Origin of the sequence: Paracoccus salsus (assembly GCF_021556615.1) — a bacterium.
GTDB classification, from domain to species: Bacteria; Pseudomonadota; Alphaproteobacteria; order Rhodobacterales; family Rhodobacteraceae; genus Paracoccus; species Paracoccus salsus.
Genome location: NZ_JAKGGD010000001.1, coordinates 590838 through 614702 on the forward strand (window position 1 = coordinate 590838; position 23865 = coordinate 614702).

Sequence of the window (23865 nt, forward strand, 5' to 3'; positions counted from 1 at the left end):
GCGGTGCAGCCGGCGAGAGATCATGATGGAACCAGGCGCCCGCCACCTCGGACACCGTTTCGAGCGCTGCGGGTTATGCCAGAAGATGCGTGGCGTCTGGGACGATCCGCAGCGGCTTCTCGCAGGTCACGGCGGAAAGTCCCTGATGGCTGATTTCGATGACGTCGCAGCCCTCACCGCCGACGATCAGCAGCGTAGGGGCCTTGACCTCCGCGAGCCATGGTCCACTGCGATCGGGACGCCCGCCGCGCGAGGCTACCGCCGAAACCCGGCCGCGCAACTCGGCTGCGGCGAGCAGCGCGACGCCTGCGCCGAAGAGGCCCAGCGGCAACTCCGCCATCTCGGCCTGCCGCCTCGCCACAGCCTTGCCTGCCTGACGCCTTCCGCGAGCACGGGAATGTCGAAGTCCTTGCGGCCGTCGCGGGCCGCGGCTGGCTTCAGAAGATCAGGCAAGAGCGTGGCGAAGCCCTTGGCGATCAGCGCCTCCGCGACGGCGACATTGCGGGGGCTGGACCGACTCGCGCCGATGCGACGGGGGAAAAAATATGGTGGCGCACGGGTCTGGTGGTACGCGCAAGTCGCCCACGAATCCCTGCAGAGGCATATCGGACGCGCGCGTTGCCAAGGCTGCTGGTGGGCAATTCGCGGTTTCCATCCAGATCTCCCTGAGGATTCCGATGGTCTCCGCGTCGATCAACTGATGAAAATCGTCCCAAAAGCTGCGCACCCTGCGATATCGGCGCTCCGAGCGGAAGGAGACGACCATATCGGCCACGCCTTCGAGTTGCGCCGGCGCCTCGGCAGCTGCCATCGGGAAGGCTTTGACTGCATTCGCTGAGCCCGGCCGGCGGATCGCGATCCACACCGCCGTCATCGTCACTCCGGTCGCGAAGCCGTCATCCACGACGATGGCGGTGCGCCCGCGCGGGTCTACCTTTGAACCACTCGCCGAGATATCTCGTCCGGCGGCGCTTCAATTCCGTCCGCTCCGCGGCGCGGGCGCGTTCGAGCCCGGCGTCGTCGGCTTCGGACTGGCGGCGGACCTGCTCATCGAGAGGGGCTTGCCAGGACGAACGTGCCCCATCGTGCCTCCGTCCATTCCTGCGAAACGATCGCACCGGCAAAGCGGAGGATCAAACATCTGGGGCCGAAACCTTCCTTCGAGCGGAATATGGCGGTGCCGTCGAAGCCGCCTCGTGCTATTGAACGATCAATTCTGCATGAAGCGCGCCTGCGGCGTGGATGGACTTCAGAATATCGATCATGTCACGCGGGCGCACGCCCAGAGCGTTCAGTCCTTCGACCAGATCACTTAGCGATGTGTTGCCTGCAACCTCGGCGAAGCCGATGCCGGGTTCCTGGCGCACCTCCGCAAAGGTGCGCGGAACGGTGACGGTCTCGCCTTGCGCGAACGGATTTGGCTGCGAGACCACAGGAGCCTCACTGACCCGCAAAGTCAGGCCGCCCTGCGAGACCGCAACGCGCGATATGCGCACCGTCTCACCCATCACGATCGTCCCGGCCTTGTGGTCAATGACGACTTTTGCACGGTCTTCAGGCTCTATCATCAGGTTTTCGATACGACCAACGACGCGCGCAGGATTTACATCACCGAGGTCACGGAACTCGACGAGAACCGTGCCACTATCCTGCGTCACGGCCAGGCGCTTGCTGAAGTCGCGATTGATGGCATCCTCAATGCGTGTCGCCGTCGTGAAATCGGCGTTGCGCAGCGCTATGCGAATATTTTGAACCTCCGCAAAATCGAACTCGACCTCGCGCTCCACGCGCGCGCCGACCGGGATCATGCCGGCTGTCGGCACACCTTCGACCACACGCGAGGCCTCACCGGCAACCGAAACGCCACCCGCGATGATCGATCCCTGCGCAACCGCATAGATATTGCCATCCGCTGCTTTCAGCGGCGTCATGACCAGCGTCCCGCCGAGAAGGCTTTTCGCGTCGCCGATCGTCGAGACGCCAACATTGATGCGGCTGCCGGACCTTGCAAAAGGTGGCAAGGTCGCGGTTACGACGACAGCGGCGACGTTCTTCGACCGCAATGCGTCATCGGTGACATTCACGCCCAGACGCTCGAGCAGGCCTGCCAGCATCTCCTCGGTAAAGGGCGCATTGCGAAAACCGTCGCCAGTGCCGTCCAGGCCGACGACCAGACCGTAACCGACCAGGTCATTCCCACGAACACCATCGAAATCGGCCAGATCCTTGATCCTCACCGGTGCTGCTTCCAGCGCGACAGGCAGAAGCGTCAGAAGCAGAAGTGCCAGTATGTTCTTCACCGCAGGTAATCCACCAGTTTGAGGGACGACAGGCGCGCTGTGACCGCATAAAGGGATTCCAGTTGCGCCTCGACTTGCTTGAGCGCGCCTGCGGTTTCATAGGGATCGGCCGCGCGCAGTTCGTTCCGGACGATCTTCATGGTCGAGAGCGTGGCCGCGCTTTCGGATCGAGCCCGCTCGATCAGTTGCTGGCCCATACCGATCCTACCCATCTCGCTAAGCAGTTCCGGGGCGTTGTCCACCAGAACCCGTCCGCCAGTCTGCATGAGGTCCCTTCTCTGGCCATGTTGGCCGGCGAGTACGTTCCTGTCGACCAGCGCCGCGGTCGCAAGGCCTTTCAGGACATCGCGTAGGGCGGGTGTCGCAGCGGTCGTGACCAGGGCCAGCGTCTGATCTTCCCCGATCGTGACGTGCTGGGCCTGGCCGATCGTGCCGCGATAGGCCACGTCCAGGAAGCCGCCCATGCCGGGAGCAGCGTCGAACCAGTCCGAGACAGCTTGTGTAACATCCGCGGCCGTGGTCAGACCCGCGACAATCACCACGAGCGCGTCCAGAATCTCATTCGCCGGCGCCAGGGCGGGCGCATCGCTGTTCAACCCCGAGAAGAGAAAGCGATCCCCGACCGCGCGGTTGAAGCGGGCAACTGTCGTCTCGAATGCATCCGCGACCTCGCCGGCACGCATCGACAGCAGCGACTCTGTCTCGTTGAAGGGTTCGGCCAACAGCGACAGCCCCAATGCACCGACCTCGGAGCGCACGGACTCAAGGACGTCCTGCATGCCTTGGGTCAGTGTGGCCGCCTCTGCCGTGTTCCGGCCCAACTGTTCCATGAACAAGATGCGCGTTTCGATGCGGCTGAGGATCTGCGTGTTGCCGCCGAGGCGCTGCCCGATATCAGCCACCTCTCCGCTGGCCATTTCCTGGGTCAGCGTAGCCAGCGTGGTCTTGAGTCGATAGGATGCGGCCTGAAGTGCGAAGGCGCGCGCTTGGTCGCCAATGGAATGAACGGTCATCTTCAAAGCCTCAATATCTGATCCATCATCTCTTCGATCGCCTGTATCACCCGGGCATTCGCGGCGTAGGCCTGTTCATATTGCAGAAGCCGCTGCATCTCGGCGTCGCTATCCACGCCATCCGACATCAGACGGGACGCGATCGTGCCCGACCGACTGTTTCGAACTGAGCTGTCCGCTTCGGCGCTGACGCGGCGCGTCGCCACGCGGGCCTCGATCTCGGCAAAACGACTCACCAGCGAGCCATTGCCCTCGAAACCGCCAGCTGCAGTGGCGGGACGCACTTCGCTGAGCGCATCTGCCAGAGACAGCAGCAAGCCCGAATCTCCGACCGGTCCCTGCGCAAGCGCGCCAAGGCCGCTGCGAAGCCGCCACAGCGCGCCGCCGGCCTCTGGTTGGACAAGCTGGTTGACGCCGATACGCCCCGAAAGACCAGAGAGCGATGCAATGTCCGCCCGCAGACCAGAATCCGTGAGCAAGCCCGGGTCCGCAGCCCCGATGGTGGTGTCCACCGAAGGAGCGGCCAGCCGATCGTGCAGATCCAGGGCCAGAACATCCAGTTCGCGTTGCAGCTGCGGGGCCAGTTCGTCTCGGATCGCGAAATTCGCCGCGAGCGTGCCGCCCGCAAACAGTCTCATCTGGCCAGCAGTCAGTTCCGCGCCGTTCTGGACAAGCCGCATGACCGGCGGTGTGCCGACGGCAAGATCGTGGGTCATCTGCCCCACGGCGCTGAATTCGAAGCTGCTGGGCCGACTTCCGTCAAGCAGCACGGCGCCTTCTGCGGTGAACAGCGCGACCTTGCCATGTTCCCGCGCGACCTCCTGCAAGGGAACGATCTGCGCGATGCGATCGATCACGGACTGGCGTTCGTCCACCAGCGATGAGGCATCGGTTCCGTCGCTTTCGATGATCGAGATGCGCCGGTTCAGATAAGCCACCCTCTCGAGGCTTGCGTTCAGCGTCGCGACGTCGGCCGCGATGGCGCGATCTGCGGCGCCACGCGCCTCCTGTATGGCTTGCGACGCGGAGTTAAGCCGGGTCGCCAGACGTGCGGCAGTATCCACCACGGCCGACAGCCGCAATTCGTCGTCGGGGCGTGTCGCGGACGACTGCAGGGTGTTCGAGAAATCATCCAATGCTCGGCCGAGAGAGCCGGACTCTCCGGGCAGGCCGATCAGTTCTCCCATCCGCGTCAGAAACTCGAGCCGCGTGGAGGCCTCAGCACTTGCCGAAGACGCCAAGCGCGACTCGGCGACGAGACTGGCGTTGACGATGCGCGTGATGCCATCGATACGCACGCCCCCAGTGTTCCCGCCCAGGGTCTGCGCCGTCTGTGCGACCTCGCGCCGCGCATAGCCTGGCGTCATGATATTGGCGAGGTTCGAGGCGACCGTCTCGGTACCGCGCGCGTTTGCGGTCAGCCCCGAGACGGCATTGGTCAGCGCCCGTGTGATACTCATTTCAACTCTCCGACTTAGGCCAAGGCGATCTCGTCATCGCTTGATGTTCGTGGTTTCCTGAAGCATCTCGTCGACCGTCTGAATGATCTTGGCGTTCGAGGAATAGGCGCGCTGCGTCTGGATCAGGTGCGTCAGTTCCTCGGCGACATCGGTGGTTGAAGCCTCGCGAGCATAGCCCTGAACGGAACCGGTAGGACCGTCGCCCGCATCCCATAGAAAGAAGTTGCCCGAAGTCGGCGATATCTTGAATGCTTGGGAGTCGGTTGAGAGCAGTCCGTTAGGATTGGGCACGTCAACCAGAGGAATCTGGTAGAGTGTCCTGACGAAACCGGTGTCATACGTCGCCTTCAGAAAGCCATCCTGGTCGATTTCGACCGTTGTCAGATTGCCGACGGGCGAACCGTTCTTGGAAATATTTGTCGGCGAGAAGCTGGCGGAAAGCTGCCGCAGACCGGTCGCACCGGCCGGCGTGCCGATCATCAGGCTCATCGGCCCGCCGGCGACGGTCAGCGAGAGCGCCCCCGTCGCGGGATCATACGCCCCGCCGGTCAGAGTGGTGACAGATTGTATGCTGCCGCCATTCGCCTGCGTGTCGTCGAATACGACGCGGTAAGATCCGATCAGGTTCGCCGCCGGGTCGGAAGCGGAATCGCGGATTTCCATAACCCAGGTGTTGGACATCCCGGTCGGATCCGTCGTGTCGGGGATGAAGGTGATATCCAGCGACTCCGAGGTTCCAAGGTTGCCGAAATACTCGACCTTCAGTGCCAGCGGGTCTCCCGGTGCGGTCGGCAGCGTCTGTGTCGCGGGAAGGTTGACGCCCAGACTCACCCGGGTGGTGGGATCGCCCGCAGTCTGGTTGGCCGAGATGCGCACCGGCTGGAGCGTGCCCATCGTGTCACGCGGCATCACCGGCACCGACCCGTCCGCCTGGGCAGGCCACCCCAGAAGCACCAGCCCGGATTCCGTGCGAAGCACCCCTTCCGCATCGGTGCGGAACGATCCGGTGCGGGTCATCATCATGGGCAGTTGCTGGAAACCGTTGTCAAGATCAACCGCCGACGTGACCGGCAACATCCCGCGTCCGGCGATCGCGATGTCCAGGGGGTTCGCCGTCGGAACAAGCGCCCCGTATTCCTCGATCGCCCGATAGGTCGATGCGCGCACACCGCCGGCGGAATAAAGCCCCGCAGAACGATTCTGATTGAGCACGAATGCATCGAATTCGGTTTCCATGCGCTTGTAGCCATAGGTTCCCGAATTGGCGATGTTGTCGGAAATCGTCGCCAGACGCGTTGCATTCGCGACAAGGCCGACGACGCCGGCATTCAGCGCGGAGGACATGGACATGGACGGATACCCTTTTCAGATCAGCGTTGGGACCGACCATGCGGCAGACAGCTTAAGATTCGCCTAACCGTCGTGCCGCCTGTCCGGTCATCTGAGTAAAATCACCTCGATCCGGTTGTTCGCCGGATCCATCGGATTGTCCGAGCGGTTCTTGCGGTCGGCATAGCCCGTGACCCGCTGGATCCGCTTCGGATCCAGTTCCGCGCGTTCCAGCAGGTTGCGGACCGCATGGGCGCGGGCATCGGACAAGGCCCAGACGGGCGACGACACCAGCATCTCGGGATAGGCGCGGACATGGCCCGAAATCGCCAGTTCGTTCTTCACACGCGCCAGAACCCGGGACAGGATCCGCGCCAGCTCTGTGAGGGCCGGTTGCGGCTGCGCGGTATCGTCAACGAACAGTGGCTCGCCGGTCAGATCGGTCAATTCGATCACCAGCCCTTCATCGGTGACCCGGGTCACCACATGGCGCAGAATATTCGTCATCTGCATCGATTCGGCGCCGGTGCCGGTAAGCTGTTGCTGGACATGCGCGGCAAGCTGTTCGAAATCGGCCGCCATCTCGCTGTCGGGAACGTCCTGGAGTACGGCATGGCGAACGCCGGCCTCGATTCCGTCGCCAGCGGCGCCCGGTGTGTGCACGATCGTCGGGTTGAAATAATCGGCCAGACCTGTCCGCTGCTTTTCTGTGGTCGCATTCAGCAACCACATCAACAGGAAGAACGCCATCATGGCGGTCACGAAGTCTGCATAGGCGACCTTCCAGGCACCGCCGTGGTGACCCTCTTCAACCACTTCCGGGCCACGCTTGATAATGATCGTTGCTCCGGTGGAGCCCTTGTCCGCAGCCATGGTGATATCCGCCCTTGCAACATCTTTTCCGAATGTCGCCGCGAACAGGCTTTCAAACAAGTTAACGGATCAAATTGGCGCTATTCAGTCATAGCTGCGCCGATCCTCGATGACCTTGCCGTCATTGGGCAGACTGCCTGGCGCGACGATCTGGATAACGCCTCTGAGCTTCAGCGTATCCGCGACCGATGTGACGTAGGCGTCCACTGAATCGGCGGGCGATTCCAGCTGGACGGTCATCACATCCATCTCTCCATCGCGATCCGCTATGACCCGGGCGCGGGCAATTTCCGGATGACGCGCAACCAGCGCGGCAACCTGTTCGGGACGCACGAACATGCCTTTGATCTTGGTGGTCTGGTCCGCCCGTCCCATCCAGCCCTTGATGCGCATGTTGGTACGACCGCAAGGACTGGTGCCGGGCAGGACGGCAGACAGATCGCCAGTGGCAAAGCGGATCAGCGGGTAATCGGGGTTCAGGGTGGTAACCAGAACTTCGCCCACCTCGCCGTCGCCGACCGGATCGCCGGTGCCTGGGCGGACGATCTCGACGATCACCCCCTCATCGACGATCATGCCTTCCAGCGCCTCGCTTTCATAGGCGATATTGCCCAGATCGGCGGTCGCGTAGCATTGCCGCGTCACGATGCCCTGGTCCGCATAGGCCTGGCGAAGCGATGGGAACAGCGCACCGCCCCCGACGACGGCCTTGGTGAAGGACAGGGTCTCGCCCATCTCGGCCGCCCGATCCAGGATCACCTTCAGGAAATCCGGGGTTCCGGCATAGCAGGTTGTGCCGATATCGGCGGCGGCACGGACCTGCAGGTCGGTCTGGCCGGTGCCGGCAGGCAGCACCGCGGCGTCGACCGCCCTTGCCCCCGATTCAAACATCATGCCTGCGGGCGTCAGGTGATAGCCGAAGCAATTCTGGACGATATCGCCTCTTCCGACGCCGGACGCGTGCAGGAACCGACCCAACCGCCACCAGTCATTCTCGCGGCGGCCCGGTTCGTAAATGGGACCGGGGCTTTGAAAGACATGGTCGAACTCGTGCGCCTTCAGCGTCGTGAGCCCGCCGAACGGGGGCCGGATGCGCTGCGCCTCGGACAGTTCGGCCTTGCGGATCACCGGCAGATGGGCCAGCGCGGCGCGGTCGATGATCTGTTCCGGTTCGACCTGACGCAGAAGCCGGGCCAGAAACGGTGCCGTCTTCGCCCGTCGCACGGCCCGAGGCAGCGCTGTCGCAAGTGACTCGCCACGCTCGTCCTGACTGCGGACTTCAAGATCGTCATAATGTCCCATGATGGCTCCCTCAGGCCAGCCAGCGCTTGCGCCGGCGATAGCTGCGCACGTCGCGGAACGACTTGCGCCCCTCGTCCGACATGCCCAGATAGAATTCCTTTACATCCGGGTTCTCGCGCAGCTGAGCGGCCGGGCCATCCATGACCACCCGGCCATTCTCGAGGATATAGCCGTAATGGGCATATCGCAGGGCGACATTGGTGTTCTGCTCGGCCAGCAGGAAGGTGACGCCTTCGCCCTCGTTCACGGCCTTGACGATCTGGAAGATCTGCTCGACCAGCTGCGGCGCCAGGCCCATCGAAGGCTCGTCCAGAAGGATCGTCTCGGGCCGCGACATCAACGCGCGCCCCATCGCCACCATCTGCTGCTCTCCGCCCGAGGTATAGCCGGCCTGAGATTTCCGCCGCTCGCGCAGGCGAGGGAAATAGTCGTAGACCATTTCCAGATCGCGCTTGACCGCGGCCGCGCCGTCGCTGCGGGTATAGGCGCCGGTCAGCAGGTTCTCCTCGACGGTCAGATGCTCGAAGCAATGCCGACCTTCCATGACCTGGATCACGCCGCGCTTGACCAGTGCCGCCGGGTTCTGTCCGGCCACACGCTCGCCACGATAGATGATGCTGCCTTTCGTCACCTCGCCGCGCTCGCTGGCCAGCAGGTTCGAGATGGCCTTCAGCGTCGTCGTCTTGCCGGCACCATTGCCGCCCAGCAAAGCGGTGATGCCACCTTTCGGGACCGACAGGCTGACACCTTTAAGCACCAGGATGACGTGATTGTAGATCACCTCTATATTGTTGACTTCCAACAATTTCTCACTGTTCGCATCGTCGAGCATGGCAACCTCCGTGGCGTCAAGGACCCCGGCGGAAACCTCACCGCCGGGGCCAGGGATCAGTTGCAGCGTTCGGTGACGCCGGCCTCGGCGGCGTAGGCCGCGCTGTCCTCGGCGATCAGTGGCGCCAGCACCTCTTCATCGGGTTCGATGAAATCGGTGATCAGGGTCCATTTTTCCTCCGACGCGCTCCACTGCTGCAGCCGGGCCAGCCCGTCGCCGCCGTGGTTCTCGCAGGACAGCTTGACCGGCTGACCGAAATCCGGAAGGCCCAGCTCGTCCATCCGCTCGGCGGTGATGTCCAGCGCTTCAAAACCGTCGCGCAGCTGCGCGGCGCTGATCTGCGAGGTGCCGGCAACTTCTTGCCCCTTGCGGATCGCCTCGGCGATCACGAGAGCTGCGTAGGCGCCGCGCGAATACAGCACCGTGCCGACCTGATCGCCGGCCCCGGACGCCTTGCCGGCGTCAAGGACATGCGTCTTCATGTCGTCATAGAGCGGGTAATCCTGGCCGACACCGTGGAAGGTCAGCGCCTTGTAGCCATCGGCGCCTGCGCCTGCGGGCTTCACGTCGTTTTCGGACCCCGACCACCAGATGCCGATCATGTGGTCCATCGGAAAACGGATGTTCACCGCCTCCTGGATGGCGACCTGGTTCATCACACCCCAAGCATACATGATGACATAGTCCGGCTTGTCGCGGCGGATCTGCAGCCACTGGCTTTTCTGCTCCTGCCCCGGCGCGTCGACGGGCAGTTCCAGCAACTCGAAACCATGTTTCTCCGACAGTTCCTGCAAGGTCCGGATCGGCTCCTTGCCGTAGGCGCTGTTGTGATAGACCAGCGCGATCTTCTTGCCGTTCAGATCGCCGCCTTCCTGATCCAGGATATGCTTCACTGCGACCGACGCGCCATCCCAGTAGTTCGCGGGCGCGTTGAACACCCACTCGAACACCTTGCCATTCTTGGCCGAGGTCCGGCCATAGCCCGGCGTGTACAGCGGGATGCCGTCGAAGCCGACCTTCGGGATCAGCTGATAGGTGATGCCGGTGGACAGCGGGTTCATCACCAGCGGGTTCTGACCCTTCAGCGATTCATAGCATTCCACACCCTTCTCGGTGTTGTAGGCGGTCTCGCATTCGGGAACCTGGATCCTCTCGCCACCGATGCCGCCGTCGCGCTCGTTCAGCAGGGTGAAATAGTCATTGAACCCATCGGCATAAGGGATGCCGTTGGCAGCATAGGGTCCGGTGCGGTAGCTGAGATTGGGCACGACAAGATCGGCCATCGCGGGCGCGGCCGCCATCAGTCCGGCGGCGACAAGTGCAGTGAATTTCAGTGTCATTCGGGTCTCCTCCCCAAGGTGAACTTTGCCGGTTGCCCGGTCTTTCATGGTATCAGTGCGGGAACGGCCACAAGCGCAGCTTGTCCTTGGCCAGCGCCCACAGCCGGGCCAGTCCGTGCGGCTCGACGATCAGGAAGAACACGATCAGTGCGCCGACGATCATCAACTCCAGATGCGCGGCCAGATCCGTGGGCCATCCGAGGCTGCCGACCAGCAGGTTCTTCAACAGCACCGGCAGCAGGACCAGGAAGGCCGCGCCCGCAAAGCTGCCGAAGATGCTGCCCAGCCCGCCGATGATGATCATGAACAGCACCAGGAAGCTCTTGTTGATGCCGAATGCCTCGCCGACCTCGGCCGCGCCCAGATAGACGGCGAAGAGCAGCGCACCGGCTACTCCGATAAAGAAGCTGCTGATCGCGAAGGCGGACAGTTTCGCGCCAAGCGGGTTCACCCCGATGATCTCGGCGGCGATGTCCATGTCGCGGATTGCCATCCATTTGCGCCCCAGCATGCCGCGCGTCAGGTTCCGCGCCAACCAGGCCAGCACGAAGGCAAAGCCAAGGCAGATCAGATATTTCGCAGGGGCACTGCTGGCCGGTCCGGTAACCGCCTCGCCCAGAAAGGTGCGCTCGGGGGCAGTGATCTGACCGGACGCCGAATAGTTGTAGAACCATGGCACCTTGTTGAACAGCCAGACCAGAAAGAACTGCGCGGCCAGCGTTGCCACGGCGAGGTAGAACCCCTTGATCCGCAGGCTGGGCAGGCCGAACAGCATGCCCACGAAGGCGGTCACGAAACCGGCCAGAAGTATGTGGATGACGATATTGACATCAGGGAACGCGGTCATCAGCTTGTAGACCGCATAAGCGCCCACCGCCATGAAGCCACCGGTGCCCAGGCTGACCTGACCCGCATAACCGGTCAGGATGTTCAGACCCATCGCTGCGATCGCATAGATCAGGAACGGCACCAGCACCGCGCTGGCCCAGTAGTCGTTGATGACGAAGGGGATGATCCCGAACGCCACGGCCAGCACACCATAATAGGCCCAGCGATCCAGCTTGATCGGAAAGGTCTGTCCGTCTTCGCGGTATCCGGTCTTGAAGTCGCCCGCCTCACGATAGATCATTGAATCTCTCCCAGCATCGCCGTCACAGAGGGGGTCCAGCCCCCGTCGCCCTCAGTCTGCGTGTCGGTCCCGCACCGAAGACAGGGCGACCCGTCGCACGTCGTCGGTGCCCGGACATCCCGAACGGAGGCATTGAAATCGTTCATGGTCACACCCGCTCGATGATGCGCTCGCCGAACAGCCCCTGGGGGCGGAAGACGAGGAAGATCAGCGCCAGGACATAGGCGAACCAGTTCTCGGTGGCCCCGCCGATCATCGGGCCGATGAGGAATTCAAACAGCTTCTCACCCACGCCGATGATCAGCCCGCCGACAATCGCGCCGGGGATCGAGGTGAACCCTCCCAGCATCAGCACCGGCAGCGCCTTCAGCGCGATCAGCGACAGGCTGAACTGCACGCCCGATTTGGTGCCCCACATGATGCCCGCCACCAGCGCCACGAAGCCGGCGATCGACCAGACCATCACCCAGATGAAGCGCAGGCTGATGCCGACCGACAGCGCCGCCTGATGGTCGTCGGCCACCGCCCGCATCGCCCGGCCCTGCTTGGTGTATTGCGCGAAGGCGACCAGCGCCGCGACCAGTGCCGCGGCGATCGCGGTGGCCCAGAGATCCAGCCGATCGATGAAGAACCCATAGCCGAACCAGTCGGCCGTCACCCCTTCGATCGTCTCCGAGATGCCTTGCGGCAGCCCGACATCCAGCGTCTTGATATCGGCCCCCCACATCACATCGCCCAGGCCTTCCAGGAAATAGGCCAGGCCGATCGTCGCCATGAACAGGATGATCGGCTCCTGCCCGACCAGATGCTGCAAGACAAGTTTCTCGATCAGGAAGGCCAGCACGACCATCACCATCGCCGTCAGCAGGATCGCCACCAGCGACGGCACGGTCCAGCCAAAGGTTTCAAGGTGGGTTCCGAACATCGCGTTGATCATGTGCGCGAAGGGGATCTGCCCCTGCTGGATGCCGACCAGCGTCAGCGCGGCAAACAGCGCCAGCACGCCCTGTGCATAGTTGAAGACGCCCGAAGCCTTGAAGATCAGCACGAATCCAAGGGCGACCAGCGCATACATCACCCCGGTCATCAGACCGTTCAGAAGGACCTCGGTGGCATAGATCAGCTGGTCCATTTCGCGCTCTCCTTGTACCGGTCAGTCATGGGCGACACCCAGATAGGCGTCGATGACTTCCTGATTTCCACGCACCTCGGCGGGGGTCCCGTCACCGATCTTGCGACCGTAATCCATCACGACCACCCGGTCGCTGATGTCCATCACCACGCCCATGTCGTGTTCGATCAGGGCGATGGTTGTCCCGAATTCGTCATTCACATCCAGGATGAAGCGGGACATGTCCTCCTTCTCCTCGACATTCATGCCGGCCATCGGCTCGTCCAGCAGCAGAAGCTGGGGCTCGGCGGCCAGCGCGCGGGCCAGTTCGACGCGCTTCTTCAGCCCGTAGGGCAGCCGGCCCACAGGAGTCTTGCGGATGTTCTGGATTTCCAGGAAGTCGATGATCTTCTCGACCTGGGCGCGGTTCTCGATCTCTTCGCGTTCGGCCGCACCCCACCACAGCGCCTGCGCGAGAAAGCCGGACCGCATCTTGTTCAGCCGGCCGGTCATGATGTTGTCGAGCACCGTCATTCCGTCGAACAGAGCGATGTTCTGGAATGTCCGCGCGATCCCCAGCCGGGCCACCTCGTAGGGCTTCATCGGCCCTCGGCGATAACCCTTGAACCAGACCTCGCCCTCTTGCGGGTTGTAGAAGCCCGAGATGACGTTCAGCATCGAGGACTTGCCCGCGCCGTTCGGGCCGATGATCGCGCGGATCTCGCCCTTGCGGATGTCAAAGCTGATATCCTTGACCGCGACCACCCCGCCAAAGCGCAGCGTGATGTTCTTCATCTCCATCAGCACACCACCGATCTGGCGGCCATCGGGCGTCACGACGCCCTCTTCTGGAACACTCGCCATTACGCCGGCTCCTCATTGGGTTTCTGTGCGATCCAAGCGATAGCGCCCGAGACGATGCCTCGCGGCAGGATCAGGTCGGATGGCTGCGGAAGGCGACGATTGCGCAGTGCCGCCTGAGCGGCTTTCGGCGCAAGATACCACGCATTCATGATCCGCCCGAGAAAGCTTAATGGCTTCGTCGCCTTGTTGCCCATCTGCATGATCGCAACGAAGCCGGACCATGCGGTTTCTGGCCAGATATAGAGCGGCTTCAGGCCGGCGAGGATCAGCGACATGTGAATGCCGAACGGGGTCATGTGGAAATAACTGGAATCGTGCCAGGGTTCGAGAAAAGAGGCCGAGCCAAGGTGATACCCGCCCGGACGCAGAACGCGCGCGGCCTCTTGGGCTGCCAGCTGAGGAAAGGCCAGATGCTCCCAGACCGCCGCGCTGTAGAGTACATCCGCCACCCCGTCACGAAACGGAAGCGCGTGGCTGTCACAGAGGATATCGGCCCCGCCATGGCGTTGCAGCCAGTCGTGAACCCGCCTCTTTGACACATCCGTGCCCAGATAGCGCAGACCCTGCCCCTCGACCCATTCGCGCATCTGCGCCCCTCCGCAACCCAGATCGATGACAAGGCTGTCCTTGCGCATGTCCGCCATGACATCGGCATGGGCGCGGTCGAGGTGATATGTGCCGCCACGCGGCTGGCCGTGCCTTTTCGGATAGCGGTAGAATGCGTCCACATCCAGCCGTGACGGATCGCAGGCACCAGCGGGCAGATCAAAGCTGACCCGCCGCGAACCCGTCGGAAACAGCATGGGCGTCCCATCCTCTTCGGCTTCAAAGCGCGCACCGCATCCCTGACATTCCGCCGCCGCGCTCAGCGCGGCGCGACAATCAGGGCAGGCCAGAAGGCCATCACAAAGCGCCGCTTCCTGCGCATCCCGAGAGGTCTTTGCCACGGGCTGAGTCATTGTGCCGCCACCTTGTGCCCCTGCGCGTCGCCGAAGACCTGCGCATCCTCGATCCTCAGCGTCGCGGTGATCTTGCCCTTGCGGCCGTCCTCGTAGGTGACCTCGGTTTCGGTATAGATGCTGTCCGACCCGTCATACAGCGCCGCCACCAGATCGGCGAACTTGTCGCTGATCACGGCACGGCGGACCTTGCGGGTGCGGGTCATCTCGCCGTCGTCGGGGTCCAGTTCCTTGTGCAGCACCAGGAAGCGGTGGATCTGGCAGCCCGACAGCATCGGATCGTCGGCAACCGATTTGTTGACCGTTTCGACATGGTCCTTGATCGTGGCGTAGACCTGTGGATGCCCGGCCAGCTCCTGATAGCTGCCGTAGGAGATATTGTTGCGTTCGGCCCAGTTGCCGACCGCGTTCAGGTCGATATTGATCATCGCCGTGCAGAAATCGCGCCCGTTGCCCAGCACCACGGCCTCGAGGATGTTGGGGTAGAATTTCAGCTTGTTCTCGACATATTTGGGCGCGAACATGCTGCCATCGGCCATCTTGCCGACATCCTTGGCGCGATCGATGATCCGCAGATGACCGGTGGCCTCCTCAAAGAAACCCGCATCGCCGGTGGCCACCCAGCCCTCGGAGTCCTTGGTGGACGCGGTGCTTTCGGGGTTCTTGAAGTATTCGACGAAGGTGCCGGGGCCGCGATAGAACACCTCGCCATTCTCGGCGATCTTCAGTTCCACCCCGGGGCTGGCCACGCCCACCGTGTCGGACCGCACCTGTCCGTCGGGCTGCTGGGTGATGAACACCGAGGCCTCTGTCTGGCCGTAAAGCTGCTTCAGGTTGATGCCGAGGCTGCGATAGAAATCGAAGATCTCGGGGCCGATCGCCTCGCCTGCGGTATAGCCGACGCGAACCCGCGACAGGCCAAGCGTGTTCTTCAGCGGCCCGTAAATCAGAAGATTGCCCAGCCCATAGGCCAGCCTGTCCCCAAAACCCACCGGCTTGTCGTCCAGAAGTGACGGCCCGACGCGCTGCGCGATCGCCATGAAACGCCGGAACATCCAGCGCTTGAGCGAGCTGGCGTCCTCCATCCGGATCATCACGGTGGTCAGCTGGCCCTCGAATACGCGCGGCGGGGCGAAGAAATAGGTCGGCCCGATCTCGCGCATGTCGGTCATCATCGTGTGCGCGCCCTCGGGGCAGTTGACGGTGAACCCCGCCCACAGCGCCTGCCCGACCGAGAAGATGAAATCGCCAACCCAGGCCATCGGAAGATAGGCCACGATCTCTTCGCGGTGCGTCAGCCGGTCGAAATCGGCCGAATTCTTCGCGGTCTCGATGATGTTTCGGTTGGACAGCACGACGCCCTTGGGCTTGCCGGTCGTCCCGCTGGTATACAGCATCACGCAGATGCTGTCGTAATCCAGCCGCGCGATGCGGGCGTCCAGTTCAGGCGCCAGCCGCGTGCTGCCGGCACGCCCCTCGGCCTGGACATCGGCCAGCGCGTTCATGCGGGTATGATCGTATTTCCGCATGCCGCGCCGGTCGGTATAGATGATCTGCTCAATCCCCTTGACGGTCTCCTCGACCTCAAGAACCTTGTCCACCTGCTCCTGGTCGCCGCACAGCACGAAACGGGCGCCGCAATGTTCCAGCACGTAGGCCATCTCTTCGGCCACCGCGTCCTGATACAGCGGCACCGGGACGGCTCCGCACATCTGCGCGGCGATCATGCCCCAGTAATGAGCCGGCCGGTTGCGTCCGATGATCGCGACGTGTTCGCCGGGCTTCAGCCCCAGTGCCAGCAGACCCAGCGCCATGGCACGGATCTCTTCGGCGGCCTCGGCCCAGGTCCAGCTTTGCCATATCCCGAATTCCTTTTCGCGATAGGCGGGCCGGTTGGCGTAACGGGCCGCATTCCGCGCCAAGAGCGCGGGAAGTGAATGCAATTCGCCTGACGGCGCCTGCTGGTCCGGCATGTTTCCTCCCCTGTCGCGCTTTCTTGCAGCGCGCTGCGGCGCGCCCCTCCGCACCCCGCATGGCCGATACTGTTGCCGCCAATCTTTGCCGCAGTTTTTCGAGAATCCAACAAAATGTTACAACACTTCCGCCCATGGCGGCGCAATGCTATCGAAGATCGGGCGAGCCAGGCGCGCCACGACACCCGGCCAGCCGCCGCCCGCGCGACATGACAGGGCAAGATCGATGACCCCGCACGAACTTTACGCCGACCTCACCCGCTCGGGCCTGAATCTCATCGGCCAGGCCTTGTCGATCTTTGACGCCGACCTGCGGCTTGCCGTCGCCAACCGCCAGTATCAGGCGATGTTCGACCTTCCCGCGGAGTTGACCCACCCCGGAACCCGTTTCGAGGACACGATCCGTTTCCTGGTCATGCGCGGCGAATACGGACCCCAGGACGATCCCGAGGCGGCGGTCGCCTTTCGCGTCGAACAGGCGCGCACGTTCCAGCCGCATTACTTCGAGCGCGAGCGCGCCAATGGCTGCTGCATCGCGGTCGAGGGCGCGCCGCTGGCGCAGGGCGGCTGGATCACCGTCTATACCGACATCACCGACATCAAGCGCCAGGAATCGCTGCTGCGCGCGCGGTCCGAGGAACTGTCCGGACAGGTCCTGGATCATGCCGAGAGGCTGGCGGCGGCGAACCGGGAACTTGCCGCCACCAACGCCGCCCTGCAAGAGGCGCAGCGCATCCTGACCCGGACCGAGGCCCGCACCCGGCAGGTGACCGAGATGGTCCCGGCCCATATCGCCCATGTCGATGGCGAATACCGCTACACGTTTTCAAATCGCCGGCTGCCATCGATCTTTCCGGGCGCGGCGGGCAACGTCATCGGCATGACCGTGGAACAAGCCCTGGGCGCGCCGACCTTCGACGCGATCAGGCCGTGGCTGGAATGCGCCCTGTCAGGCGAAGCGCAGGTGTTCGAAATCACCCACCCGACTTCGGGCCGGCGCATCCGCATCGCGTTGACTCCTGATAGCGCGAGCCACGGGGTCTATATCCTGTCCACCGATGTCAGTGCCGAGGTGCAGGCCCGCGAGGCGCTGTCGCACGCCTCCAAGCGCAGCCTCGCGGCACAGCTGACCTCGGGCATGGCCCATGATTTCGGCAATCTTCTCACCATCATTCTCGGGCTTCAGGGCCGGCTCGCGGCGCTGGACCTGCCCGGCCATGCCGCGCAGGATGTGCAGGCGACGCTGGCCGCGGCCCGGCGCGGCGCCACCCTGCTGGACCGTCTGGCCAGGATCAGCGGCCCGCGCGAGATGGCGTTGCAACCGGTCGATCTGGCCAGACTGCTGCGCGACGTCGCAACGCTGGCCCGCCCCTCGCTGGCCGAAGGGACGGTGCTCGACCTTGCCATCGACCTGCCCGATGGCCAGGTGCTGCTGGACGCCGGCGCCTTGCAGGATTCGCTTCTGAACCTGATCCTGAACGCCAACGCCGCCATTGCCGGGCCCGGTGTCATCGCGCTGGAGGCGCGCTTCAGCGGAGAGTGGATCGAACTGACCGTCACCGACACCGGCCCCGGCTTCACGCCCGAGGCGCTGGCGCGGGCAGCCGAACCGTTCTTCACGACCAAGAAGGGACAGGGCTCCGGTCTTGGCCTGTCGATGGTCTATGACCAGACCAAGCTGGTCGGCGGCACGATGCGGCTCGACAATACCCCGCGTGGCGGTCGCGTGAGGCTGCGCCTGCCGCTGCGCCCCATCGCCCGCCAGATGATCCTGCTCGTCGAGGACGACGACAGCGTCCGCATGCAGGTTCGCGGCCAGTTGACCGATCTGGGTCACGCCGTGCTCGAGGCCGGCAGCCTCGCCGAGGCGTGCGCCATGACCGACCTGCCCGGCCTGACCATGATGCTGTCCGACATCCAGCTTGGCGACGGGCTGGGCGTCGATCTGGACGCGTCCTTGCCGATGGTGCTGATGACCTCGCTGCCGCCGGGCGATCCGCTGCGCGCACGGGCGCAGGGGCCGGTGCTGACGAAACCGTTCACACAGGCCCGCCTTGCCGCGGCGCTGGCCGAAGCCGGAAAGAGGACATGACCGACGCCCCGCTGATCGCGATCCTCGACGACGAGCCGGAAATCCGCCGGCTGCTGTCGCAGGCCATGGAGGATGCGGGTTTCCGCAGCGTGGCCTTTGCCCGCGCCACCGAGTTCGAGGCCGCGCTGCGGCGAATCACCCCGGATGCCTGCCTGATCGACCTCGGCCTGCCCGACCGCGACGGGCTGGCGCTCGTGCACCGGCTGGCGACCGAATCGGGTGCTGCGATCATCATCATATCGGGCCGCGCGCAGGTCCAGGATCGCGTGACCGGCCTGGAACTGGGGGCCGACGATTACATCATCAAGCCCTTCGAACCGGCCGAGGTCGTTGCCCGGATCCGTGCAAGGCTGCGGCGCCCGGCCCAGCCCGCCGGGCGGGCCGGGTCGACCGTACGCTTTGCCGGCTGGACCGCCGATTTCGACCGGTACATGCTGATCGCGCCGGACGGCGCCGCCACCCCGCTCAGCCATGCCGAGGCCGAGGTGCTGCGCATGTTTACCGACATGCCGCGCCGCCTGATTACCCGCACCCAGATGCTGGAGACGCTGGGGGGGGCGGCCGGCGAAAGCTTTGACCGGGCCATGGATGTGCGGATTTCGCGGCTTCGCACCAAGCTTGGCGAGGACCCCAGGAACCCCCGCCTGATCAAGACCATCTACGGCGCGGGCTATATCTTCCTGGCCGAGATCGGATGACGGCGCCGGCGCGCGGCTTGCCCCGCCGCGCCGCGCCGCCCTAGCCGGCGATCCGGTCGAACATCTCGGCCGAGCTGCGGCGGGCCAGCGCTTCGAACGCCTCGACCCGCTCGGCCCAACCGGCCGGATAGGCGTCCAGCTGCCTGCGCGCCTGGTCCCAGAATTCCGCGTCCGACCCGAACTGCGCGTCCTCGATGAAGGCCCCGCCCATCCGCAATTCGTCCAGAAGCCGCGAGATCTTCGATGTGTTCGAGGCCGTCGCCACCACCTTCTGGCGATGACGCAACGCCAGGATCGTTCCGTGATACCTGCCGCTGATCCAGGCCGACATCCCCTTGAAATCGTCCAGCTCCAGAACCTTCGGCAGCCGCAGCGGGTCCTTGCCCTCAAGGATTTCCTGCTGGATCTCGTAAGAATGCCGCGCCATGACGAAATATGGCAGCGAGGTCCGGCGCGCCACCGCGGCAAGGCATCGCGAGGCGTCGCGAAGGACGTTGTCCTGAACCCCGATCAGGCCCTCGTCGCAGGCCTTGCCTGCGGTCGGCAGGTCATGGCTCCAGGACAGGTCCGGCGCATAGATTGCCGACACGCCCGCAGCCGACAGGGTTCGGGCGGAATCCTGATCCCGCACCGCGACCGACCTGAAATGCTGCAGCGGTTCCAGGAAGTGATCGGGGTTCTGTTCCCAGACCGCGTTGATCAGATGCACGTCCTTGCCCATGCCGGCCAGCGTCCTGCCCATCACCAGGATCTCGAAGGCCCTTGGCCTTCCGTGATGCAGCGTTCCTTCGCCATTGATAACCACCGCATCGAACCCCAGCCCCGGATCCATCGCGATGATCCTGTTCAGCCCTTCAAGACTGTTGGCCCACCCGGCGATCTCGATGCCCCTCGACGCAAGCTCCTTTTCGATCTGCTCGGACACGACCCGGCAGCCCAGATGCTGACCGTTGGGCGCAAGCCAGACCGTATGGTTGACGATCAGCGCCCGCCGCGCGCCGCCATCCGCCTGCATCGTGTAGGCGCCATGCGCGCCGAAGCGGTGGTCGAATTCTGCCATTCCCCTGGTGAAGTCGACGGGGTCGAGCACGCGGCTTGCAGCCTGCAAGGGCACAAGCCGGTGCCCCTTGCCGGGCTTCGGCACGATCACCCGCACGCCTGCGTCCTGATAGTCCTGCCGCTCGCCGGCAGCGATCTCGCCGTCCAGCAGCAGCCGCAGACTCTTGCCGATGTTGCGCGGCCTGAACCACAGCGACATTCTGGCCAGCTCGACCGAAAGCTCGACATCGCCCTCCTGGAACGCCGATTTCGAAAGCAGGGCCAGCAGCGACGATCGATCCGCCTGAAGGAAATCGAAGTCCTCCGGGATCATGTTGCGCAGGTTCGACTTCAGCCGCTGCGACGAGGGGCGGTAGGGCATCACCCCGCCTGCCTCATCGACGCAGAAAAGATCCGGGCACTGTTCGTAGAAACGCTGTTCGAACGCAAAGTCATGGCGAACGAACACCGCATGAGGATAGGCGCCGGTATAGCCCGCAAGGATGATCCGGTGCGGCGGCAGCCCGCATTCCTGGCGGATGCGGTTGACATGCAGCAGAAGCAGCACCGCGGTGAACCCGATCGAGGGGATGATCCGCTACGGAATATCGGCCGCCGCAGCCTTCAGAAGCGCATCATAATCGAGCAGGGCGAATCCCCGGTGATTTGCGCGCTCGACGGCATCCCGGGTCAGGAATCGCCCGCCATAGCAGGCCACGGCGACAGGATCATCATCCGCAGGCAGATCGCTGCCCAGACGGGCGGCGAGCGCCTCGCCGCCGATCACCTTGCCGCCGACCGGGCGCATGTGAAGCAGGTAGACATGATGCGCCTTCGCGCCCTCCAGCGCCTCGGAATGCCTGCAACTGTTGAACTGGATCATCACGTCGTCGGCGGCCGCGTCGCGCGCGATCCTGTCGGCGCAGTCCAACGGCCCGTTCGAGATCAGAAAGATCCTCCGGCCTTGCGGCGACCCGAGGCAATGGCCAAGTCGCTGCGGGACAAGCCCCTTGGCGGACAGGCGTTCAACCAGCGCGCGGTCCGCCCGATCGCCACGCATCCGGCGAACCCTGTCGAAAAGCCCCATCTTGATCCCTGCGACGACGTTTCCTGCCGTCCCTGACAGCTTGTCGAAAGCGACACCACATCTGCCGGTTGTCACATGTGCGATGCCAAGATGCAGCCATCGCCGCGAAGCCGGGTAAACAGACCGGATGCGGCGACCGAAGCCGCCGCCTGTCAGGCCCGGGTGCGGCCAGCGGCCATCAGCGGTCAGGGTCCCAGCCGCTGATGGCCTTGCTGTCCATGAACTCCTCGAGGCCCATCACGCCGCCCTCGCGCGCACGTCCCGACATCTTGACCCCGCCAAAGGCCGAACCGGCCCCGCGCGACACCCCGTTCATCTCGACCATGCCGGATTGCAGCTGCCGCGCCACGCGGTTGCGCCTGGCGCCGTCCTGGCTCTGGACATAGTTGGTCAGCCCGTAAGGCGTGTCGTTGGCGATCCGCACCGCCTCGTCCTCGCTGTCGAAGGGAATGATCGACAGGACCGGGCCGAAGATCTCTTGCCGGGCGATGGTCATGTCGTTGCTGACATCGGCAAACACCGTCGGCCGCACGAAATAGCCGCGATTCACGCCTTCGGGCAGGCCGGTGCCGCCGGCGACAAGCCGCGCGCCCTCGTCGATCCCGGCCTGGATCAGATCCTGGATCTTTTCCCATTGCTGTTTCGAGACCACCGGCCCGATATGCGCGCCCGGCTGATGCGCGGCGGCGACCGCCGTCTCGCTGGCCACCCTGGCTGCTGTCTCGACGGCGCGATCATAGATGGACCGCTCGACCAGCATCCGGGTGGGGGCGTTGCAGGACTGGCCGGTGTTGTAGAAACAATGCCGCGCCCCGCGTGTCACCGCCTTCTCGTCGGCATCCGCGAAGACGATGTTCGCGCCCTTCCCGCCCAGTTCCAGGACCACCTTCTTCAGGCTGTCCGCCGCCGCTTTGGTGATCGCGATGCCGGCTCGCGTCGATCCGGTAAAGCTGATCATCGCGACATCGGGATGGGTGGACAACTGCGTGCCGACGCCGGTGCCGTCGCCGTTGACCAGGTTGAATACACCCTTTGGCAGACCGGCCTCGTCGATGATCTCGGCAAACAGCATCGAGGACAGCGGCGCGATCTCGGACGGTTTCAGAATGCAGGTATCGCCCGCCAGAATCGCCGGAATGACCTTCAGCGTGACCTGGTTCATCGGCCAGTTCCAGGGCGTGATCAGCCCGACCACGCCCACCGGCTCCCAGGTGGTCACGCAGGAGGGCGCATGATCGCCAAGCGGACGGACGAACTCGAACCCCTTGAACGCGGTGATGAAGTTCCGGATATGCGAGCTGCCTGCCCCGACCTGGTCTTCCCGCGACATGTCCTGCGGCGCGCCCATTTCGTGGCTGATGGCCCAGGCCATGTCGTCGGCGCGCCGTTCATAGATCGCGAGGATGCGTTCGACATGGGCCAGTCGCTCGGCCGGCGCGGTCCGTGACCAGGCCGGAAAGGCGCGCTTGGCGGCGGCGACAGCCGCATCGGTATCGCCCTGACCGCCGAGGGATATCACTGCGACAGGCTCTTCGGTCGAGGGGTCGATCACCTCCATGTCGCGGCCCTCGACCGGGTCCGTCCACTGGCCGTCAACATAGAATTTGCGCTTGTCCAGAAGCGAGCCCATCGCATCCTCCTTTTTTGGCTTGTCGGGACGAAGGTGACACCGCCTCTTGCCACCTGCAAGGCCGGGAGTCGCGGCACTCTGCCCATGCACCGGTCATTTCGCCGGGCCGCTTCCTCTGGTAATCCGCGTCGGCCCGCTTATCTTGCGGGAAACGCAACCAATCCGAAAGGACAGCCCATGTCCCTGCGCATCAACGACATCGCCCCCGATTTCACCGCCGATTCGACCGAAGGCGAGATCCGCTTCCATGAATGGCTGGGCGACAGCTATGCAATCATTTTCAGCCATCCGCGCGACTTCACGCCGGTCTGCACGACCGAGTTCGGCGCCGTGGCCCAGCTGGCCGCGGAATTCGAGAAGCGCAACACCAAGGTCATCGGGGTCTCGGTCGACTCGGTCGAGGATCACAGGAAATGGAAGAACGACATCGCGCAGGTCGCGGGCGTTCCGGCTAATTTCGCGATCATCGACGACACCTCGCTGACCGTAGCCAAGGCGTATGACATGCTGCCGGCCGAATACTACCTGCCCGGCGAGGGGCGCAGTCCGGCGGATTCCGCCACCGTCCGTGCCGTCTTCATCATCGGCCCGGACAAGAAGGTCCGGCTGACCATGACCTATCCGATGTCGATCGGCCGCAACTTCGCCGAAATCCTGCGTGCGCTCGACGCGGTCCGCAAGACCGACGGCGTGCCGCTGGCCACCCCGGCCAACTGGGTGCCGGGCGAGGACGTGATCGTGGCGCTGTCGCTGGACGACAAGGCCGCCGCAGAGAAGTTCGGCCCCCTCGACATCCGCCTGCCCTATCTGCGCTACGCCAAGGACCCGGCGTAAC

At 64.1% G+C, this 23865-nt stretch carries 21 protein-coding genes; 3 read left to right on the forward strand and 18 right to left on the reverse strand.

From position 1 onward, the window contains the following. Nucleotides 1–73: 73 nt before the first annotated feature. From L1965_RS02915 to L1965_RS02985, 15 genes are all read right to left on the reverse strand, one after another. A complete protein-coding gene (locus L1965_RS02915; protein ID WP_235754891.1) occupies nucleotides 74–361 on the reverse strand; it encodes a hypothetical protein in 288 nt (95 codons plus the stop codon). A gap of 84 nt (nucleotides 362–445) precedes the next feature. Continuing rightward, complete coding sequence (locus L1965_RS02920) at nucleotides 446–904, reverse strand: hypothetical protein (protein WP_235754892.1); 459 nt, start codon at nucleotides 902–904, stop codon at nucleotides 446–448. A 295-nt stretch (nucleotides 905–1199) separates the two neighbouring features. After that, complete coding sequence (locus L1965_RS02925) at nucleotides 1200–2300, reverse strand: flagellar basal body P-ring protein FlgI (RefSeq protein WP_439332036.1); 1101 nt, start codon at nucleotides 2298–2300, stop codon at nucleotides 1200–1202. Further along, the gene (locus L1965_RS02930) at nucleotides 2297–3313 is read right to left on the reverse strand and encodes a flagellin family protein (RefSeq protein ID WP_235754893.1); all 1017 of its coding nucleotides are present in this window, start codon (nucleotides 3311–3313) and stop codon (nucleotides 2297–2299) included. Before L1965_RS02930 ends, L1965_RS02925 begins: the two co-directional genes overlap by 4 nt. A gap of 2 nt (nucleotides 3314–3315) precedes the next feature. Continuing rightward, the gene (gene flgK, locus L1965_RS02935; protein ID WP_235754894.1) at nucleotides 3316–4773 is read right to left on the reverse strand and encodes a flagellar hook-associated protein FlgK; all 1458 of its coding nucleotides are present in this window, start codon (nucleotides 4771–4773) and stop codon (nucleotides 3316–3318) included. Between the two features lie 33 nt (nucleotides 4774–4806). Further along, nucleotides 4807–6123 carry a flagellar hook protein FlgE gene (locus L1965_RS02940; protein WP_235754895.1) on the reverse strand — a complete coding sequence of 439 codons (1317 nt, stop codon included), beginning with the start codon at nucleotides 6121–6123 and terminating at the stop codon, nucleotides 4807–4809. Between the two features lie 87 nt (nucleotides 6124–6210). Continuing rightward, nucleotides 6211–6975, reverse strand: coding sequence for a flagellar motor protein MotB (locus L1965_RS02945; RefSeq protein WP_235754896.1), 765 nt, complete (start codon nucleotides 6973–6975; stop codon nucleotides 6211–6213). Nucleotides 6976–7059: 84 nt separating this feature from the next. After that, the gene (locus tag L1965_RS02950) at nucleotides 7060–8277 is read right to left on the reverse strand and encodes a phenylacetate--CoA ligase family protein (RefSeq protein WP_235754897.1); all 1218 of its coding nucleotides are present in this window, start codon (nucleotides 8275–8277) and stop codon (nucleotides 7060–7062) included. Between the two features lie 10 nt (nucleotides 8278–8287). Next, entirely contained in the window at nucleotides 8288–9109 is an 822-nt protein-coding gene (locus L1965_RS02955) for an ABC transporter ATP-binding protein (RefSeq protein ID WP_235754898.1), read from the reverse strand. A gap of 56 nt (nucleotides 9110–9165) precedes the next feature. Further along, a complete protein-coding gene (locus tag L1965_RS02960) occupies nucleotides 9166–10449 on the reverse strand; it encodes an ABC transporter substrate-binding protein (RefSeq protein ID WP_235754899.1) in 1284 nt (427 codons plus the stop codon). Between the two features lie 52 nt (nucleotides 10450–10501). After that, nucleotides 10502–11578, reverse strand: a complete 1077-nt coding sequence (locus tag L1965_RS02965) for a branched-chain amino acid ABC transporter permease (RefSeq protein WP_235754900.1) — start codon at nucleotides 11576–11578, stop codon at nucleotides 10502–10504. 148 nt (nucleotides 11579–11726) lie between these two features. Continuing rightward, nucleotides 11727–12710 (reverse strand): branched-chain amino acid ABC transporter permease, encoded by a 984-nt coding sequence (locus L1965_RS02970; protein WP_235754901.1) that lies wholly within the window; start codon nucleotides 12708–12710, stop codon nucleotides 11727–11729. A 21-nt stretch (nucleotides 12711–12731) separates the two neighbouring features. Then, nucleotides 12732–13553 (reverse strand): ABC transporter ATP-binding protein, encoded by an 822-nt coding sequence (locus tag L1965_RS02975; protein ID WP_235754902.1) that lies wholly within the window; start codon nucleotides 13551–13553, stop codon nucleotides 12732–12734. Then, nucleotides 13553–14356 carry a class I SAM-dependent methyltransferase gene (locus L1965_RS02980; RefSeq protein ID WP_235754903.1) on the reverse strand — a complete coding sequence of 268 codons (804 nt, stop codon included), beginning with the start codon at nucleotides 14354–14356 and terminating at the stop codon, nucleotides 13553–13555. Before L1965_RS02980 ends, L1965_RS02975 begins: the two co-directional genes overlap by 1 nt. A gap of 152 nt (nucleotides 14357–14508) precedes the next feature. Then, nucleotides 14509–16485 (reverse strand): AMP-binding protein, encoded by a 1977-nt coding sequence (locus L1965_RS02985; protein WP_235754904.1) that lies wholly within the window; start codon nucleotides 16483–16485, stop codon nucleotides 14509–14511. A gap of 226 nt (nucleotides 16486–16711) precedes the next feature. On the opposite strand from L1965_RS02985, the gene L1965_RS02990 reads away from it, so the two are divergent. Both L1965_RS02990 and L1965_RS02995 read left to right on the forward strand, forming a co-directional pair. Then, entirely contained in the window at nucleotides 16712–18577 is a 1866-nt protein-coding gene (locus tag L1965_RS02990) for a hybrid sensor histidine kinase/response regulator (protein ID WP_235754905.1), read from the forward strand. Then, complete coding sequence (locus tag L1965_RS02995; RefSeq protein ID WP_235754906.1) at nucleotides 18574–19275, forward strand: response regulator transcription factor; 702 nt, start codon at nucleotides 18574–18576, stop codon at nucleotides 19273–19275. Before L1965_RS02990 ends, L1965_RS02995 begins: the two co-directional genes overlap by 4 nt. Nucleotides 19276–19315: 40 nt before the next feature. On the opposite strand, the gene L1965_RS03000 is transcribed toward L1965_RS02995, so the two are convergent. The 3 genes from L1965_RS03000 to L1965_RS03010 all read right to left on the reverse strand — a co-directional run bounded on the left by L1965_RS03000 (nucleotide 19316) and on the right by L1965_RS03010 (nucleotide 23030). After that, a complete protein-coding gene (locus tag L1965_RS03000; RefSeq protein ID WP_235754907.1) occupies nucleotides 19316–20881 on the reverse strand; it encodes a polysaccharide pyruvyl transferase family protein in 1566 nt (521 codons plus the stop codon). 30 nt (nucleotides 20882–20911) lie between these two features. Continuing rightward, a complete protein-coding gene (locus L1965_RS03005; protein WP_235754908.1) occupies nucleotides 20912–21400 on the reverse strand; it encodes a hypothetical protein in 489 nt (162 codons plus the stop codon). 178 nt (nucleotides 21401–21578) lie between these two features. Next, nucleotides 21579–23030 (reverse strand): aldehyde dehydrogenase family protein, encoded by a 1452-nt coding sequence (locus tag L1965_RS03010; protein WP_235754909.1) that lies wholly within the window; start codon nucleotides 23028–23030, stop codon nucleotides 21579–21581. Nucleotides 23031–23207: 177 nt separating this feature from the next. Between L1965_RS03010 and L1965_RS03015 the strand changes: the two genes are divergently transcribed. Further along, the gene (locus L1965_RS03015; RefSeq protein ID WP_235754910.1) at nucleotides 23208–23864 is read left to right on the forward strand and encodes a peroxiredoxin; all 657 of its coding nucleotides are present in this window, start codon (nucleotides 23208–23210) and stop codon (nucleotides 23862–23864) included. Nucleotide 23865 lies beyond the last annotated feature (1 nt).

What these genes read in the sequence shown, in the direction of transcription:
- L1965_RS02930 (WP_235754893.1), bottom strand. Translation starts at nt 3,313, where the DNA reads ATGACCGTTCATTCCATTGGCGACCAAGCGCGCGCCTTCGCACTTCAG.
- flgK (WP_235754894.1), bottom strand. Translation starts at nt 4,773, where the DNA reads ATGAGTATCACACGGGCGCTGACCAATGCCGTCTCGGGGCTGACCGCA.
- L1965_RS02940 (WP_235754895.1), bottom strand. Translation starts at nt 6,123, where the DNA reads ATGTCCATGTCCTCCGCGCTGAATGCCGGCGTCGTCGGCCTTGTCGCG.
- L1965_RS02945 (WP_235754896.1), bottom strand. Translation starts at nt 6,975, where the DNA reads ATGGCTGCGGACAAGGGCTCCACCGGAGCAACGATCATTATCAAGCGT.
- L1965_RS02950 (WP_235754897.1), bottom strand. Translation starts at nt 8,277, where the DNA reads ATGGGACATTATGACGATCTTGAAGTCCGCAGTCAGGACGAGCGTGGC.
- L1965_RS02955 (WP_235754898.1), bottom strand. Translation starts at nt 9,109, where the DNA reads ATGCTCGACGATGCGAACAGTGAGAAATTGTTGGAAGTCAACAATATA.
- L1965_RS02960 (WP_235754899.1), bottom strand. Translation starts at nt 10,449, where the DNA reads ATGACACTGAAATTCACTGCACTTGTCGCCGCCGGACTGATGGCGGCC.
- L1965_RS02965 (WP_235754900.1), bottom strand. Translation starts at nt 11,578, where the DNA reads ATGATCTATCGTGAGGCGGGCGACTTCAAGACCGGATACCGCGAAGAC.
- L1965_RS02970 (WP_235754901.1), bottom strand. Translation starts at nt 12,710, where the DNA reads ATGGACCAGCTGATCTATGCCACCGAGGTCCTTCTGAACGGTCTGATG.
- L1965_RS02975 (WP_235754902.1), bottom strand. Translation starts at nt 13,553, where the DNA reads ATGGCGAGTGTTCCAGAAGAGGGCGTCGTGACGCCCGATGGCCGCCAG.
- L1965_RS02980 (WP_235754903.1), bottom strand. Translation starts at nt 14,356, where the DNA reads ATGCTGTTTCCGACGGGTTCGCGGCGGGTCAGCTTTGATCTGCCCGCT.
- L1965_RS02985 (WP_235754904.1), bottom strand. Translation starts at nt 16,485, where the DNA reads ATGCCGGACCAGCAGGCGCCGTCAGGCGAATTGCATTCACTTCCCGCG.
- L1965_RS02990 (WP_235754905.1), top strand. Translation starts at nt 16,712, where the DNA reads ATGACCCCGCACGAACTTTACGCCGACCTCACCCGCTCGGGCCTGAAT.
- L1965_RS02995 (WP_235754906.1), top strand. Translation starts at nt 18,574, where the DNA reads ATGACCGACGCCCCGCTGATCGCGATCCTCGACGACGAGCCGGAAATC.
- L1965_RS03005 (WP_235754908.1), bottom strand. Translation starts at nt 21,400, where the DNA reads ATGGGGCTTTTCGACAGGGTTCGCCGGATGCGTGGCGATCGGGCGGAC.
- L1965_RS03010 (WP_235754909.1), bottom strand. Translation starts at nt 23,030, where the DNA reads ATGGGCTCGCTTCTGGACAAGCGCAAATTCTATGTTGACGGCCAGTGG.
- L1965_RS03015 (WP_235754910.1), top strand. Translation starts at nt 23,208, where the DNA reads ATGTCCCTGCGCATCAACGACATCGCCCCCGATTTCACCGCCGATTCG.